Genomic DNA, 16,237 nt, shown 5'->3' on the forward strand with positions numbered 1-16,237 from the left:
GATGGGGTTAGCTTCTTCATTAAAGAGGGGGAGACCTTGGGATTGGTGGGGGAGAGTGGCTGTGGCAAGACTACCTTGGGAAGATGCGTTTTAAGGTTAATAGAGCCTACCGAAGGTGAGGTTTGGTTTAGAAAAAGCAGCGGTGAAAAAGTGGAATTGACGAAGTTAGACCTGGAAACACTTAAGGAACTGAGGCGGGAGATGAGGATGATATTTCAGGATCCCTACTCCTCCCTTGATCCGAGGCTGACGGTGATGGAGATCGTGGGAGAACCTATGAAAATTCATGGCATGGCCAAGGGTAGGGATTTGGAGGAAAAGGTAAAGATGCTCCTTGAACTTGTGGGGTTAAAAGCGCAGCACATGAGAAGGTACGCCTATGAGTTTAGTGGTGGTCAAAGACAGAGAATAGGCATTGCGCGAGCCTTAGCTTCTAATCCGAGGCTTATCGTAGCTGATGAACCTGTTTCTGCCTTAGATGTCTCTGTTCAGGCACAGGTGCTGAACCTTCTTAAAGATTTACAAAGAGAACTTCGTCTTACATACCTTTTCATTTCGCACGATTTGAGTGTGGTGCAATATGTGAGTGACCGAGTTGCCGTGATGTACTTGGGAAAACTTGTCGAAGTTGGCGATGCGACGGCGATATACGTTACGCCTAAACATCCATACACAGAGGCCCTCCTGTCTGCGGTTCCTAAGGTTGATCCTCGGAGAAAACTCAGCCGTATACTGTTGGGAGGAGATGTCCCCAGTCCTATCTGTTCACCTCCTGGGTGTAAATTCCATCCCAGGTGCCGATACGCCGATAAAATCTGCCGTGAGGAGGAACCGGTGCTTAGGGAGGTTGATACTCATCACTATGTTGCTTGCCATTTTGCGGAACAGTTGTGCCTTAAAGGGGTAGAGGGTGGATGATCGAAAAGAAAGGTGTACTTCTCCGCATCGAAGATCTCTGTACCTACTTTTATACTGACGACGGAGTTGTAAGAGCAGTGGACGGGGTTGATTTGGAGGTACGAGAAGGGAAGGTTTTGGGCATTATAGGTGAGACAGGTTGTGGCAAAACAGTCTTGGCACTCTCAGTGATGAGGTTGGTCCCTCCTCCGGGGAAGATAATTCGGGGAGAGATATTGTACTATCGAGGAAATGGAAGCTTTATCGATTTGGCTAAACTCCCGCCTAAGGGAAATGCTATGCGAGAAATAAGGGGAAGGCATATCTCCATGATTTTTCAGGAACCGATGGTATCCCTTAATCCACTGTACACCATTGGGGAGCAAATCATCGAGAACATTGTTACCCACCAGAGAATGACACGAAGGGATGCTAAATTGCTTGCGATTCGCATGCTGGAGCGAGTGGGTATCCCGGAACCAAAGAAAAGAGTGGATGATTACCCTCACCAGTTGAGTGGAGGAATGCGGCAACGCGCCATGATAGCAATGGCCTTAGCTTGTAATCCGAGGTTACTCATAGCGGACGAGCCCACCACTGCCCTAGATGTGACGGTACAAGCTCAGGTGCTGGAGCTCCTTAGGGATCTGCAGCGGAAGATAGGTATGGCGGTCATTATCATAACCCATAACTTAGGAGTAGTAGCAGAAATTGCTGACTACGTGGCAGTCATGTATTTGGGAAGAATTATGGAATATGCCGAGGTGTGCGACCTATTTGATGATCCCTTGCATCCCTATACGCAAGCGTTGTTGAAATCCATACCGTATCTGGGTGTACAGGGGAGGAGTAAGGAACGGCTTGAAATCATTAGGGGTGATATCCCAGACCCATATGCTAAAATTGAGGGTTGTCTTTTTGCGTCAAGGTGTCCTCATTGTAAGCGCACCTGCATAGAGGCCCCTCCTCTGATAGAGGTAAAGAGTGGGCATCAGGTTCGATGCTGGTTGTATTGCTAAGAAGCCCCTCAGGATGACTGCAAGGGGGTTTTTGAACAGTGGGGTTTATTTTGAAGATTGGGCAATCGCAGTATCTTGGTTACCCTCGTCTGAGTAGATAGTAATTTACCTTGGGGATAGTTTCCTAGCACTCAGATTACCGAGAGTCGTTCAACTGTGTTTTATTCAAGTTCCTGTACGTGGTTGGAATTTTTGAGAGTAACGGCAGCACTCTCCAGTAGATGGAAGGAGGGTCAAGTATGCCCAAAATCGTCATTATCGGTGCAGGTAGCGTCGTTTTTGCTCAGAAGCTAATCACTGATATTATCACTTTTCCATCCCTTAGGAATAGCACTCTTGCCCTTGTGGACATCGATGAAGAGCGCCTTGAACTTATCACAAAACTCACTGAAAGACTCAAAGAGCAAGAGAACCTACCTCTGACTATTGAAGCCACGAAGGACCGAAGAAAAGTTCTCAAAGGAGCTCAGTACGTCATCAACATGATTCAGGTTGGGGGGCTTGAAGCGTATCGACTGGATGTAGAGATTCCCAGAAAGTACGGAATAGACCAGACGGTGGGGGATACCCTTGGACCTGGGGGAGTCTTCCGGGCTTTGCGCACTATCCCCGTACTCCTTGACATCTGCCGGGATATGGAAGAACTCTGCCCCGATGCTTTGCTCATCAATTACACGAATCCGATGGCCATGCTCTGCTGGGCGATGAACAAAGCGACCCGCGTGCGAAATGTAGGCCTTTGCCACAGTGTTCAGGGAACAGCTCGAACTCTGGCTGAGTACATTGGTGTCCAGGTGGAGGAAGTACTCCGGTACGAGGATGAAGAGCAGGAATTCTTCTATAAACCCATACCTGAAGGTATCGATTACTGGGTTGCGGGAATCAATCACCAGGCCTGGTTTCTGCAGTTCAGGTATAAAGGAGAGGATGCATATCCCCTCCTCTGGAAAGCCATGGAGGATCCCGAGATTTACAATCGGGACATTGTCCGTTTCGAGATTATGCGCCGCTTCGGATACTTCGTGACTGAATCGAGCCACCACATGTCTGAATATGTACCTTATTTCCGGAAAAATCCGCATCTCGTCGCAAGATATATCCCGAAGCGCTGGGACTACTATGAGATATGCCGCGCTGGCCTTGCGCCTTACATGGAGAGAATCAGACGCCAGATTCAGGGTGAAGAGCCGATAGAGATTCGGCGAAGCCTTGAGTACGGTGCCTATATCATCAATGCTATGGAAACGGGGGAAGTAGTTCGAATTAATGGTAACGTTGCGAATACAGGACTTATCACCAATCTTCCCGAAGGCTGTTGCGTTGAAGTTCCCTGTTTTGTGGACCGCCTGGGTATCCATCCCTGTTTTGTGGGTGAACTTCCACCGCAGCTTGCAGCCATTAATAGGACGAATATCAACGTTCAAGAGCTGGCGGTAGAGGGTGTATTGCAGCAAAAGAGGCGGTATATCTATGAAGCTATAGCCCTCGACCCCCTAACTGCAGCCGTTCTCTCCCTTGACGAAATCAAAAAGATGGTTGACGAAATGTTTGAGGCGGAACGGGAGTATCTTCCAGAGTGGGCATGTGCGTAAGCACGAAAGGAGGTCTAACGAGTGAAGGTAACCTTTATCGGCGCAGGGAGTCTCGTTTTTACCCAGAGGCTCCTTGTGGATCTTGCACGATTGCCTTTTCCTCGAGAGGAAATCGAAATCGCGCTTGTAGACATTAATGAACGTCGCCTTTCGTATATTCACCGTATTGCACAGAGGATTTTTCGCGAGAATAACATCCCTGTGGAGAGGATTCTCGCTACCACCGATCGTAGAGAGGCCCTTCCAGGTTCCCAGTATGTTTTCATTTCCATCCTTGTGGGGGATATAGAAGCCATTCGAAAGGACATCGAAATTCCCCTGCGGTACGGAGTGGACCAGTGCATTGGGGATACCATTGGTCCCGGAGGTGTCTTTAGAGCCCTGAGAACCGCGCCGGTTATCCTTGCCATGTGCCAGGATATAGTGGAACTTTGTCCGGAAGCTTTTGTGTTCAACTACACGAATCCTATGTCCATTCTCTGCTGGGTTGTGAAGGAGCGCTATCCCTCGTTGCGGTTTTACGGCCTTTGCCACAGTGTGCAGCATACTGCAAGGCAGATAGCTCGATACATGGACTGGCCTTTTGAGAAGCTCGAGTACTGGGTTGCAGGAATCAACCATCAAGCCTGGTTTTTAGAACTTCGCCTGGATGGAAAAGATGTGTATCCTCTTTTGCGGGAAAGGGTAGAGGATCCAGAAATCTGGAGAATGGATACGACAAGGATAGAGATGTTCAAGCATCTTGGGTACTACGTAACCGAGTCCAGCGGTCACAATTCTGAGTATAACCCCTGGTTTCGGAAAAGACCGGACCTTTTGAAACGATTCACACCTGGTGGGGGATGGAACGGAGAAACTGGATTCATTCTTAAGCTCTACGGAGAAGATAGAGAAAGTTACGAGAGAGAGCTCGAGCGAATTGCAAGTGGAGAAGTTTCCATAAACTACGAAGAGAGCGAGGAGTATGGAATGAAGATTATCTATGCCCTCGAGAGTGGCGAGATTTTTCGAGCAAACATCAATCTTCCCAACAAGGGTCTCATAACGAATCTTCCTCCCCAGTGTGTTGTTGAGGTCCCTTGTTTTGTGGAGAAAGGACGTATTCGTCCTGCTTTTGTGGGAGATTTGCCCCTGCAGCTTGCAGCACTCAACCGGATGGTTGTGCAGAGCCAAGAGATGGCAGTGCAGGCCATTCTTGAGGGGAAGAGGGACTATGTGTACTATGCCCTTTACTATGACCCCCTAACTGCAGCCGTTCTCTCCCTTGACGAAATCAAAAAGATGGTTGACGAAATGTTTGAGGCGGAACGGGAGTATCTTCCGGGAGGCTGGTTCTGAAAAAACTTCCCTCACTTCTTGACTATTCCTATCGCTATGCTATAATATCCCCGACCCGCAGAGCGGTGAAGGGGATGAGTAGTCGGGAGGGGATCAGAGAGAGCCGGGGGAAGGTGGGAGCCCGGTATCCCTGGCCTGATGAACATGGCCCCAGAGCGGTGGTGATGAAAGGGAGTAGTCGCCAACGGATGGTCCCCGTTACAGGACCCATGGTAACGAGGCTATCCCTTTCGGGATAGTGAAGAAGGGTGGTACCACGAGTGCAACCCCTCGTCCCTTCGGGCGAGGGGTTTTTGCGTATCAAGACCAAAGTAAAGGGGGTGTTCCTGTGGGCAGTCTCCTCCGGACCTATGAGGAAATCAACGAGAAAATCCAGAAAGGGCAGGTGGTTGTGGTCACTGCTGAGGAGGTCATCGACCTTGTTAGGGAAAAAGGCGTAGAGAGGGTAGCCCGGGAAGTGGATGTGGTGACCACTGGGACTTTCGGCATCATGTGCTCTTCAGGAGCTTTCTTGAACATTGGCCACACAAAACCCCGGATGAAGATTCACGAGGTGTACCTTAACGGAGTTTTGGCCTATGCTGGCCTTGCGGCAGTGGACCTCTACATCGGGGCGACGCAACCGGCCAAAGACGATCCCCTCAATAAGGTCCATCCTGGAGAGTTCCGCTATGGAGGCGGCCATGTTATCCAAGACCTTGTGGCTGGAAAGGACATTCTCCTTGAGGCCTACGCCTATGGCACGGACTGCTACCCGAGGAAGAAGCTCGTCACCTGGATTAATCTTCGGGACCTCAACGAGGCGTACCTCTTCAATCCCAGGAACGCCTACCAGAACTACAATGTGGCCGTGAACCTCTCCGATAAGACCATCTACACCTATCTGGGAGTGCTCCTTCCAAAGATGGGGAATGCAGGGTACTCTTCGGCGGGGCAACTCTCGCCCCTCCTCAACGATCCTTTCTACCGGGTCATCGGTATAGGAACGAGGATTTTCCTTGGAGGAGGTATCGGATACGTCGCCTGGCAGGGAACCCAGCACAACCCGAGCGTGGAACGGACTGAACGGGGCATCCCCAAAGGTGGGGCAGGAACCCTGGCAGTCATCGGGGACCTCAAAGGTATGAGTCCTCAGTGGCTTTGGGGAGTGAGCATTCGAGGATACGGTTGTTCTTTGGCTCTTGGCCTTGGGGTTCCTATTCCCATCCTCGATGAGGAGACCCTCTACTACTGTTCGGTGAGCGATGAGGAAATCCTTGCACCGGTTGTGGACTACAGCCACGCCTATCCCTACGGTACGGGAGAAATTCTCGGCTACGTGAGCTATGCAGAGCTCCGGAGCGGAAAGATTCGGATAGGGGGTAAAGAAGTCCCCACGTCCCCGATGTCAAGCTACAGCAAGGCTCGGGAGGTAGCCCTCACCTTGAAGAGGTGGATTCAAGAAGGGAAATTCACCTTGACAAAGCCTGTGGCACAGCTTCCGGGGGTAGAGTCTGGAGTGCGGTTCAAGAACCTTGTGGAGCGGCCTGTTGAGGCCAGTGTGATCGTTGGGAGGTAAAGGCTATGAATGGGAATGGAAAGAAAGTCGTTCTCCGGTTTCCCCAAGAAGTGGCGGACCGTCCCATTGTGTGCGAGCTTGCCCTGCACTTTGGATTACAGTTCAACATTCTGCGAGCCTCCATATCGCCGCATCGAGAGGGCATTATGGTAATGGAAGTCATTGGGAATCGGGAAAAGCAGAAGGAGGGCCTTGAGTTCTTGAAGAGCCGAGGAGTCCTCGTTGAACCCCTGAGTCAAGACATCCGCATGGTGGAGGAGCGGTGTTATCACTGTGGAACCTGTGTGGGACTCTGCCCCACCGGGGCACTCTCTATGGAGCGACCCTCTTTCCTTGTGCGGTACGATCCAGCAAAGTGCATTGCCTGTGAACTCTGTGTTCTTGCCTGTCCTACTCATGCCATGGAGGCCCTGATTTGAGTGCGCCAGTACGTTGAACGATGGTATCGAAGGTATATGCGGGCTGATGACCTCGTGCCCTTCTCGGTGAGGGTGAAAGAGAGCGATCTCTTCATCCTTGCCGAGAGGGATTTGAAGGAGAGGGCAGAGGCCCGTCTTGTGAAAGAGCGCAGGAATCTTGAGGCGTACATTCGATACGATCCTCGCTTTGCGGCATCTCTCGTCCCCGTTTCTGTTCCTTCTTTTGCTCCGCCGATATGTCAACGTATGAGCTGGGCGGCACGGGAAGCCCAAGTGGGTCCGATGGCAGCGGTGGCTGGGGCTATCAATGAAGCCGTTGCTGAAGAACTTCTTCCCTTAAGTTCTGAGCTCATCATTGAAAATGGTGGAGATATTCTTGTTGTTTCTTCGCGGGAACGAGTTGTGGCCATCTATGCAGGGGAAGATTCGCCCTTCAGCTTCAGGGTTGGTATTCGGCTTCCTGGAGGGAAGGTCTGGGGAGTGGCCACGTCTTCAGGGAAGGTTGGTCCTTCTCTGAGTTTTGGCTGCGCAGATGCAGTCGTGGTTGTATCAAGCTCGGCGGCGCTTGCCGATGCGTGGGCAACGAGTCTTGCAAACCGTGTTCGAAGACGAGAGGATGTCGCTTCGGTTTTGCGTTTTGCTCGTCGTATCCCTTCCCTCGAGGGAGTGGTGGTTATCTTCGAAGACCTTCTGGGAGTTGAGGGGAAAATCGAGCTTGAGAAGCTTGTCTAACCCCTTTTCTGCTACAATAGATAGTAAGAAAGGCAGAAAAGGGGGTTAGAAGTGGTATTCCTTCTTCTTGCAGTACTTGCACTCGTGGCGCTGTATCTTTCTCGTATTGAAGTTCGGGACATCTTTTCTCCTGAACTTCGAAGGCTTGTGCTCCTTGCCTTCACCCATCTCCGGGAAAAGCGCTTTGCAGAGGCTGTTCAGGCGTACAATGTCCTTCTTGAGCTCAAACCCGATTACCCCGAGGGTTATGTGAACCGGGGGAATGCCTACTTTGCCCTCGGTGAAGTAGAGAAGGCTATTGCTGACTATTCAAAAGCCATTGATTTGCGGCCCAATTTTGCCGAAGCCTATAACAACCAGGGAAATGCTTACCTTTCCCAGGGACGGATTGAAGAGGCCCTCCGAGATCTCTCGAAGGCTTGTGAGTTAAATCCTCATCTTGCCGAAGCCTTCTTCAATCGAGCTATGGCGTTTTCTGAGGCGGGAAAACCTGAGGAAGCCCTGGAAGATCTCTCAAAATGCCTTCTCCTTAACCCTTCTGATTCTGAGGCTTTGTACCGTCGAGCCCTCCTCGTTCTGCGTTACAAAGGATTTGACACAACAGTTCCTCAGGATATCTCTAAGGCCTTGGTCTTAAAGCCTACGGATCCGAGGCTCTACATGCTCCGGGGGACGTATTTTTTCCAGAGAGGGGAACACGAGAAAGCACTTGAGGATTTCTCAAAGGTCATCACCCTGCAGCGAAGCAATGTACAAGCCCACTACCTGAAAGGCTTGGTCTTGCTCGAGCTTGGACGATGTGAGGAAGCCATAGGAAGCCAAAGCGATGCCATAGCCATTGATCCTACCTTTTTCAGGGCGTACTTTGCGCGGGGTTTGTGCTTGTACAGGAAGGGCGATTACGAGAGGGCTCTTGAGGATTTCTCAGCAGTGCTTCTTCTTCGTCCTGATTTTTTCCGAGGATATCTCTTTCGAGCGCTCACCTATAAAGCCCTGGGGCGGTATGAAGAAGCCGAAAAGGACTTGAGGTATCTTGAAGAGCAGGGTTTCCCCTGGAAGAACTCCCTTAGGGAGGACGGGGTAGAAGGGGAGTATCTTGGAGAGGACGTAGGGGTTTTCGAATTCTTAGGAAGCGAGGCCCCTGTGGTGGCGCATGGAGGAACCACGTGAGGGATGCTGCCGAATCTGTGGAGTAAAATCCTTCCTTGTTGCCGATACACTTGGTCTTTGCCGACGCTGCATTGTTGAGAATTTCTCGCAAGCCCTTCCCCACATCGAGAAGGTTCATGCCAAAATCCGTAAGTCCTTTGGCCTTCCGTACCCTGCCCATGGAGGTTCTCCTCTGTGCTCAATCTGTGTCCATGCCTGTGGAGGAGAAACCATAAGCTTCTGTGGGCTTCTTGAGGGAGGAAGGCGCTGGGCAGGGACAGCAGAAAAAGGCCTTCTTGAGTGGTACTACGACGATCTCCCGACAAACTGTGTGGCCACGCCCTTTTGTCCGGAGAGGAAGCATTTCGGGTACCAGAACCTTGCCGTTTTCTACGCAGGTTGCTCTTTTAACTGTCTTTTCTGCCAGAACTGGCACTTTCATACCCTCCTTGCGGAACGGAAACCCCTTGTGAGTGTGGAAGAACTCCTTAAGGCGGTCCATCCAAGGGTCGCCTGTGTGTGTTTTTTTGGAGGGGATCCTGGACCTCAAGTAGCCCATGCCCTTGCTTTTGCCCGAAGAGTTCTGGGGAGGCTGCGCATTTGCTGGGAAACCAACGGAGCTGTGCACCCCGAGATTATTCGGATCATGTACAAGTTCTCCTGCGAGAGTGGAGGAATTCTCAAGGTGGATGTAAAGGCTTTTGACGAGCGGATTCACCTTGCCCTCACCGGGGTTTCCAACCGAAGAACGCTTGAAAACTTCCTGTGGCTTGCTCAGGAGAGCAAGAAGTACGATAGACCCACTGTTGTGGCGAGCACTCTCCTTGTCCCCGGCTACGTAACTGGGGAAGAAGTCGAGAGGATTGCCACCTTTATTGCCCGTGTGAATCCAGATATCCCCTATGTCCTTTTAGGATTTGCTCCGAATTTCTTTTTTGATAATCTCCCGACAACTTCGGTCAACCACGCTGAAGAGGCACTGGAAAGATGCAAGAGAGCAGGTCTCCGAAATGTTTCCATAGGCAACAGGTTCCTCCTGTCTTGGTGGTACTAAAGAGAACTTGCCCATCTTGACGAGAAGGCATAGTTGGTGGTATAAGGAAGCCAAAGTTGAATAGAGCTTTAGGCGATGATGAGGGGGAGTAGCCCCTTGTCTGGGGCTCAGAGAGAGCCTGGGTGAGGTGGGAGCCAGGTAGTCCCGAAGGGGTGAATGGGCCTCGGAGCTTTTCATCGAAATCCCCGAGAGGGGAGAGTAGGTTGAAAAGGGTCTTTCCCTTTAGAGGAAGACGGGTATCACAGTGTACCCGGTTGAGTGGGTAGTACGTGGGTACTACCAACAAGAGTGGCACCACGAGGAAAAGCCCTCGTCTCTTGACGAGGGCTTTTTTGTTTGGGGTGAGGAAATTGGAGATCCGCCCTTCGAAGGAGGAGTTCTATAAGCTCAGTGCACAGTACGATTACATACCTCTCCATGCGGAGTGCCTTGCGGACCGCCTGACACCTGTGGTTCTTTTTGAGCACCTCAGGCGGGGGAGTCCGGTGTTTCTCCTTGAGAGCGCCGAAAGGGGTGAAACCTGGGGGAGGTATTCCTTCCTTATCAGGGACGTAGAGGAAGAGGAATACTTCTTCGACTTCATGGACCTTGTGACTGTCCTTGAAAGGAAGTACCCTTCTTTCTCGGTCTACCCTTCTCTTGCCCTGCCTTTTCTGGGCGGAGCAGTCGGTTTTTTGAGCTATGATGCTGTGAAAACCTGGGAAAAAACGGTTCCCAAGAAGCCTGTAGACTTTCCCCTTGCCTATTTTGCGACGGTGCGACGGTACCTCTTTTTTGACCATCTCAAGCATCTCTTAGGGGCGGTGTACATTGCCCGGGCGGGAGACGAAGGGGATTTTCTGCGGGGAGTGGCGTGGATTCAGGAGGTCATGGGGGAAATTAAAAGGTATCCTTTGGCTGCAGAAAAGCGGGAAGGATTCCGCCTCTGTGGACCAATTCGCTCGAATTTCACGAAGGAAGCTTTTGAAAGGGCGGTTCGCAGGGTCATCGAGCTCATCGAAGAGGGACATGCCTCTCAGGTCGTCATCTCCCAGCGTTTCACGGTGCCGCATGAGGGAGACCCTTTCCAGGCGTATCGGATTTTACGGTCCCTGAATCCATCACCCTACCTTTTCTACTTTGAGACGCCGGGTTTTACACTCCTTGGCTCTTCCCCGGAAATGATGGTCAAGGTCGAGGGAAGGAAGGTTACGACTCGTCCCATTGCTGGGACGCGTCGACGCCTGCAGGGTGTGCCAGAAGAGGAAATCATTCAGGATCTCCTTGGGGATGAAAAGGAGAATGCGGAACACGTTATGCTCCTTGACCTTGGGAGAAATGACCTTGGGCGGGTGTGTGAGCTGGGAAGCGTTCAGGTTGAGGAATACATGAAGATCGAGCGATACTCTCACGTCTTCCATATCGTCTCCACGGTTTCTGGAGTGCTCCGCCAAGGTATGAACCCCTGGAGGGCGTTGCAGGCATGCTTTCCGGCAGGCACGGTCAGTGGAGCACCGAAGGTGCGGGCAATGGAGATCATCGAAGAGATTGAGCCAGAAAGCCGCGGTCCCTACGCAGGAGCGTTGGGGTACGTGAGTTTTCAGGGGAATATGGATACCTGCATTGTCATTCGAAGCATCTTCTTTAAGGATGGTATTGCTCGGGTTCAGGCAGGAGCAGGGGTGGTGTACGATTCTGTGCCCGAGCGGGAATACGAGGAAACCCGGAGCAAGGCTGAAGCCTTGCTCCTGGCATTACAACTTGCCGAAAAGGAGGAGAGCGTATGATTCTCGTCATCGACAATTACGATTCCTTCACGTACAACTTGGTGCAGTACCTTGGGGAGTTGAGCAAGGATGAAATTCGGGTCTTCCGCAATGACGAAATCACCATCGAGGAGATTGAGAGAATGCACCCGGATCGAATTGTGATCTCTCCGGGTCCAAAGGATCCCACCGATTGCGGTATCACGAATAGCGTCATAGCTCGCTTTGCCCCCTTCATTCCTATCCTGGGGGTGTGTCTTTGGCCACCAGTGCATTGCGTACGTTGAAGGAGCGCGCATTGTAAAGGCTCGAAGGCCCTGCCACGGGAAGAGATGGAAAGTTTTTCTCCTTCCTTCTCCTCTCTTCCGGGATCTGCCCCAGGAGATATGGGTCGGCCGATACCATTCCCTTGTTGTTGATCCTGGAAGTCTTCCGCCATCCCTTCGGGTTACTGCCTGGACTGAAGAGGGAGAGATCATGGCGTTAGAGCACAAGATCTACCCCCTCTTTGGAGTCCAGTTTCATCCGGAGTCTGTTCTCACTCCTCAGGGAAAAATCATCCTTCGGAATTTCCTGGAGGTGGGGAGGAGGTGAAGGAGGCATTGCTTCGAGTACTCAACGGAGAGATTCTCACCACTTCTGAAGCGTACGCTCTCATGTGTGAACTCATGCAGGGGAAGCTCACCCCTGCACAAATGGGGGCAATTCTTGGTGTTCTACGGGTTCGGGGTGAAAGGAAAGAGGAACTCCTCGGGTTTGCTCAGGCTATGCGTGATTTCGCAATACCCTTTTCGGTACCCTCTGGAGTGCTGGTTGCTGATAACTGTGGTACTGGCGGCGATGGGAAGGGCACTATGAACATCTCTACAGGCGCTGCTCTCCTTGCCTTTGCCTTGGGTGTCCCGATTGTGAAGCATGGCAATCGCTCGGTTTCAAGTCGTTCTGGAAGTGCTGATTTTCTTGAGAGCCTTGGCTTTCCCGTGGATCTTCCGAAAGAGTCCATGGAGGCACTCTTTGCCACAACAGGTTTTGCTTTCCTTTATGCTCCGCTGTACCATCCAGCCATGCGGACAGTTCAGGGGGTACGGAGAGAGCTTGGGGTACGCACAGTATTCAACGTCCTTGGTCCTTTAACAACTCCCTGTTCCGTGGCGTACAAGATGGTTGGCGTGTACGACCAAAAACTCCTTGAGCCGGTGGCGTACGTTCTCTCTCTTCTTGGGGTACGACGGGGTCTTGCCGTTTGGGGGGAACCTGGGGTAGATGAGGTGAGCGTGAGCGGTACAACGCACTGCATTCTTGTAACCGAGGGGGGAATGGAAACCTTAACCTTTCACCCTCGTGAGGTTGGTCTCCGGGAGCACCCTGTGGAGGCGATTCAAGGGGGAAGTACCCATGATAATGCCCAGCTCTTTCTTGAAATTCTTCAGGGAAAAAAGAAGGAAGCACACTACGAGGCACTTGTCCTGAACACAGCCTTCCTTGTGTGGCTTGCTGAGAGAGCAGAAACAATTCCTCAGGCGCTCGAACAGGTTGAGGGAATCGTCCAAAGCGGAGAGGCTCTTGAGAGAATCCAGGAACTCGTTGCTGCTGCAAGGGGAATCCGAGGGGGTGCGGAAAATGGAAAACATTCTTGAAACCATTGTGGTTGCGAAGAAGCGGAGACTCCTTGCTCAGGGAAAAAAGTATTCACCTTTCGAGGTAGCTGAACTTCTTGCTCGTTCTCAGGAGAACGCCTTCCTCTCTTCCCTATGTGGTCCCGGGCCTAACATCATTGCCGAGATTAAGCTTGCCTCGCCTTCTCGGGGGAGATTCATTGCGCTCGAGGAGGTTCCTTACTTCCTCTCCTCTTATGAGGAGGGTAGGGCAAAGGCGATTTCGGTTGTTACTGAGGAAGAGCATTTTCAGGGAAGCCTTGAACTCCTCCAGATGGTAGTGAGAACGACCCATCTTCCGGTCTTGCGCAAGGACTTTGTTCTTGAAGAGACGCAAATCTACGAAACAAAGGAAGCAGGTGCCCATGCGATTCTCCTGATTGCGCGTATTGTTTCAAAAGACCGCCTCAAGAGCTTCATAGAACTTGCCGAATTCCTTGGCCTTACTCCTCTTGTTGAGGTCCACGACGAGAGAGATCTCGAGAAAGCCCTCTCTGCGTCCGCCAGAGTCATCGGTATCAACAACCGGGATCTTTCTACCTTCAGGGTATCTCTTGCAACGACCCTTCGCCTTCTTCCCTTGATTCCTAAGGATGTTACAGTAGTTGCCGAAAGTGGTATCGCCAATCGTGACGACGTGGAGAATCTCCTTGAGGCGGGGGTGTACAACTTCCTTGTCGGAGGGTCACTTTTGACTTCAGAAAATCCCACAAGAAAACTCCTTGAGTTACAGGGGGAGAGAGCAATTGCCCGTTGTTAAGGTGTGCGGTATAACGGAAAAAGAGGACGCTCTCTCTATAGCTTCCCTTGGCGTTTGGGCGCTTGGGTTCATTTTCGTTCCCGAGAGCCCCCGTTACGTGAGCCCTGAGAAGGTTCGGGACATTGTCTCTTGCCTTCAGGGCAAGGTTCTTACTGTGGGCGTCTTTCAAAATGCGCCGTTTGGTGAGGTCCGACGTATTCGAGATTTCTGTGGGCTTGACCTTTTGCAGCTTCACGGGGAGGAGGACCCTTCTTTCTGTGAGCGACTTGGGAGAGGTGTTATTAAGGCTTTCGGGGTTGGAGAAGGGGTGTTTCCTGAAAACATCGAGGAGTACGTTCCGTGGGTATCCTATATTCTCTTTGATACCGTACACGGGGGCAAACGAGGGGGTACGGGGAGGCCCTTTCCCTGGAAGAGCATTGCCCATCTTCTCCAGAGCATCCCCCGTCCGGTTATCATTGCAGGAGGGTTAACGGCGGAAAACGTTGTTTCTCTCCTTGAAGAGATTCATCCTTTCGCTCTTGATGTGAATAGCGGAGTTGAGAGGGCACCAGGAAAAAAGGACCTGGGTAAGTTGAAAGAATTTCTTGCCGTCGTGCAGAGGAAGGTGGCATTATGAGGAAAGGATTTTTTGGCGAGTTTGGTGGACGGTTTGTCCCAGAGACCCTCATTCATCCTCTTGAGGAGCTCGAGGAGGCGTACGAGTACTATCGAGATGATCCCTCCTTTCGGGCAGAGCTCGAGATGTACCTGAGGACATATGCTGGACGTCCCACGCCCCTCACTTACGCAGCAAGACTTTCCGAAGAACTTGGGGGAGTAAGGATTTACCTGAAGCGCGAGGACCTGAACCATACTGGATCGCACAAGCTCAACAATACCCTGGGACAGGTACTTCTTGCAAAAAAGATGGGCAAGAAACGGATTATCGCGGAGACCGGTGCGGGGCAGCATGGGGTGGCAACGGCAACAGCCTGTGCCCTTCTTGGACTTTCATGCCAGGTGTACATGGGGGCTATCGATGTGGAGAGGCAGAAACTCAACGTCTTTCGAATGCAAATCCTTGGGGCGGAGGTCATTCCTGTGTACTCTGGAAGTCAAACCCTAAAAGACGCTATCAACGAAGCCCTGCGAGACTGGGTCCGGAACGTGGATACAACGCACTACGTGATTGGGTCTGTGGTCGGTCCCCATCCGTACCCCACCATGGTGCGGGATTTCCAATCGGTCATAGGGCGAGAAGCGAAAGAGCAATTTCTCGAGCGAGAGGGTAAGCTCCCTGACTATGTCATTGCCTGCGTGGGGGGAGGAAGCAACGCCATGGGGATATTCTCCGCCTTCCTTCCTCATGAGGAGGTTAAGCTCATAGGAGTGGAGGCCGGTGGTCTTGGTCTTGAAAGTGGAAAGCATGCGGCAAGCATCGGTCGAGGAAAGAAGGGGGTGCTCCATGGGAGCATGAGCTTTCTTCTCCAGGATGAGTTCGGGCAGATTCGGGAGACACATTCCATTGCTGCTGGTCTTGACTACCCTGGGGTGGGACCTGAACATTCCTTTCTTGCGGTGACCGGAAGAGCACAGTACGTGGCGGTGACAGATGAGGAGGCACGAGATGCTTTCTGTCACCTTGCCAGAACCGATGGAATTATACCTGCTCTTGAGAGTGCCCATGCAGTTGCGTACGCTCTCAAGCTTGCTCCTTCCTTGCCTTCTGGAGCGACCATTCTCATCTGCCTTTCAGGAAGGGGCGATAAGGATGTTGAAGTGGTCATGCAGTCTCTTGCAAAGGGGGAATAGTCATGGACCCATTGCGAGACGTTCTTGTAGAACGGAGAAAGAGGCACAAACTCTTTGTTCCCTATCTTACCTTTGGGTATCCTGATGTTGAGAGCTTCTGCAAGCTCCTTCAAATCTGCGAGAGCGAAGGGGTCGATGCTATCGAAGTGGGCATTCCCCATTCCGACCCGGTAGCAGATGGACCGGTTATTCAGACGACATCGTTTATGGCGCTCAAGCAGGGAGTTACCCCGCGCATGGTTCCTGAGGTTCTCTCCCGCTTTCGCCTTTCTGTTCCCCTTATAGCTATGACCTATGGGAATATTGTGCTTCAGTACGGCGTGGGGGAATTCGCAAGGGACTTCAGAGAAGCCGGCTTTTTAGGGCTCATCGTTGCTGATTTTCCTCTTGAAGCTCGTGATTTCCTCGAGGGTGCTCGGGGTATTCTTTCCCGCATTCTTCTTGCCTCGGTGACTTCGCCTCTTGAGCGGGTGCGACGCATTGCTGAAAATAGCGAGGGTTTCTTATACTTTGTGTCTGGGAAAG

At 51.7% G+C, this 16,237-nt stretch carries 15 protein-coding genes, 1 pseudogene and 2 other annotated features; all 16 genes and pseudogenes read left to right on the plus strand.

The annotated features are described in order from the left end of the window. On the plus strand, positions 1-918 hold a 918-nt coding region (locus H5U36_04060; GenBank protein ID MBC7217337.1), incomplete at its 5' end, for an ATP-binding cassette domain-containing protein. Next, entirely contained in the window at positions 915-1,916 is a 1,002-nt protein-coding gene (locus H5U36_04065) for an ABC transporter ATP-binding protein (GenBank protein ID MBC7217338.1), read from the plus strand. The genes H5U36_04060 and H5U36_04065, both read left to right, overlap by 4 nt. A 239-nt stretch (positions 1,917-2,155) precedes the next feature. After that, entirely contained in the window at positions 2,156-3,508 is a 1,353-nt protein-coding gene (locus H5U36_04070) for an alpha-glucosidase/alpha-galactosidase (GenBank protein ID MBC7217339.1), read from the plus strand. 21 nt (positions 3,509-3,529) lie between these two features. Continuing rightward, on the plus strand, positions 3,530-4,846 hold the full coding sequence (gene melA / locus H5U36_04075) for an alpha-galactosidase (GenBank protein MBC7217340.1): 1,317 nt from the start codon (positions 3,530-3,532) through the stop codon (positions 4,844-4,846). 56 nt (positions 4,847-4,902) lie between these two features. Next, positions 4,903-5,127, plus strand: a binding site (T-box leader). A gap of 47 nt (positions 5,128-5,174) precedes the next feature. Then, entirely contained in the window at positions 5,175-6,404 is a 1,230-nt protein-coding gene (locus H5U36_04080) for a homocysteine biosynthesis protein (protein MBC7217341.1), read from the plus strand. A 5-nt stretch (positions 6,405-6,409) separates the two neighbouring features. Continuing rightward, positions 6,410-6,823: a 4Fe-4S binding protein gene (locus H5U36_04085; GenBank protein ID MBC7217342.1), complete on the plus strand. Its 414-nt coding sequence runs from the start codon at positions 6,410-6,412 to the stop codon at positions 6,821-6,823. Continuing rightward, positions 6,824-7,555 (plus strand): UPF0280 family protein, encoded by a 732-nt coding sequence (locus H5U36_04090; GenBank protein ID MBC7217343.1) that lies wholly within the window; start codon positions 6,824-6,826, stop codon positions 7,553-7,555. A gap of 51 nt (positions 7,556-7,606) precedes the next feature. Continuing rightward, positions 7,607-8,725: a tetratricopeptide repeat protein gene (locus H5U36_04095; protein ID MBC7217344.1), complete on the plus strand. Its 1,119-nt coding sequence runs from the start codon at positions 7,607-7,609 to the stop codon at positions 8,723-8,725. Beyond that, positions 8,709-9,758, plus strand: a complete 1,050-nt coding sequence (locus H5U36_04100) for a radical SAM protein (protein MBC7217345.1) — start codon at positions 8,709-8,711, stop codon at positions 9,756-9,758. Before H5U36_04095 ends, H5U36_04100 begins: the two co-directional genes overlap by 17 nt. Positions 9,759-9,824: 66 nt before the next feature. After that, positions 9,825-10,079 (plus strand) — a binding site (T-box leader). Continuing rightward, the gene (locus H5U36_04105; GenBank protein MBC7217346.1) at positions 10,076-11,524 is read left to right on the plus strand and encodes an anthranilate synthase component I family protein; all 1,449 of its coding nucleotides are present in this window, start codon (positions 10,076-10,078) and stop codon (positions 11,522-11,524) included. It overlaps the preceding feature by 4 nt. After that, positions 11,521-12,097 (plus strand): annotated as a pseudogene (locus H5U36_04110) (aminodeoxychorismate/anthranilate synthase component II). Before H5U36_04105 ends, H5U36_04110 begins: the two are co-directional and overlap by 4 nt. Beyond that, on the plus strand, positions 12,094-13,140 hold the full coding sequence (trpD, locus tag H5U36_04115) for an anthranilate phosphoribosyltransferase (GenBank protein ID MBC7217347.1): 1,047 nt from the start codon (positions 12,094-12,096) through the stop codon (positions 13,138-13,140). Before H5U36_04110 ends, trpD begins: the two are co-directional and overlap by 4 nt. Further along, positions 13,124-13,918 carry an indole-3-glycerol-phosphate synthase gene (locus H5U36_04120; GenBank protein ID MBC7217348.1) on the plus strand — a complete coding sequence of 265 codons (795 nt, stop codon included), beginning with the start codon at positions 13,124-13,126 and terminating at the stop codon, positions 13,916-13,918. Before trpD ends, H5U36_04120 begins: the two co-directional genes overlap by 17 nt. Then, on the plus strand, positions 13,905-14,537 hold the full coding sequence (locus H5U36_04125) for a phosphoribosylanthranilate isomerase (protein ID MBC7217349.1): 633 nt from the start codon (positions 13,905-13,907) through the stop codon (positions 14,535-14,537). Before H5U36_04120 ends, H5U36_04125 begins: the two co-directional genes overlap by 14 nt. After that, positions 14,534-15,712, plus strand: a complete 1,179-nt coding sequence (trpB, locus tag H5U36_04130) for a tryptophan synthase subunit beta (protein ID MBC7217350.1) — start codon at positions 14,534-14,536, stop codon at positions 15,710-15,712. Before H5U36_04125 ends, trpB begins: the two co-directional genes overlap by 4 nt. Positions 15,713-15,714: 2 nt before the next feature. Beyond that, a partial coding sequence (gene trpA / locus H5U36_04135) for a tryptophan synthase subunit alpha (protein ID MBC7217351.1) occupies positions 15,715-16,237 on the plus strand: 523 nt, incomplete at its 3' end.

Source organism: Candidatus Caldatribacterium sp., from assembly GCA_014359405.1.
Taxonomy (GTDB): domain Bacteria; phylum Atribacterota; class Atribacteria; order Atribacterales; family Caldatribacteriaceae; genus Caldatribacterium; species Caldatribacterium oleiphilum.

Bases quoted from the DNA above. Each gene is read 5' to 3' on its own strand.
- H5U36_04070 (MBC7217339.1), top strand. From the start codon at position 2,156: ATGCCCAAAATCGTCATTATCGGTGCAGGTAGCGTCGTTTTTGCTCAG.
- H5U36_04085 (MBC7217342.1), top strand. From the start codon at position 6,410: ATGAATGGGAATGGAAAGAAAGTCGTTCTCCGGTTTCCCCAAGAAGTG.
- H5U36_04065 (MBC7217338.1), top strand. From the start codon at position 915: ATGATCGAAAAGAAAGGTGTACTTCTCCGCATCGAAGATCTCTGTACC.
- trpB (MBC7217350.1), top strand. From the start codon at position 14,534: ATGAGGAAAGGATTTTTTGGCGAGTTTGGTGGACGGTTTGTCCCAGAG.
- H5U36_04100 (MBC7217345.1), top strand. From the start codon at position 8,709: ATGGAGGAACCACGTGAGGGATGCTGCCGAATCTGTGGAGTAAAATCC.
- H5U36_04120 (MBC7217348.1), top strand. From the start codon at position 13,124: ATGGAAAACATTCTTGAAACCATTGTGGTTGCGAAGAAGCGGAGACTC.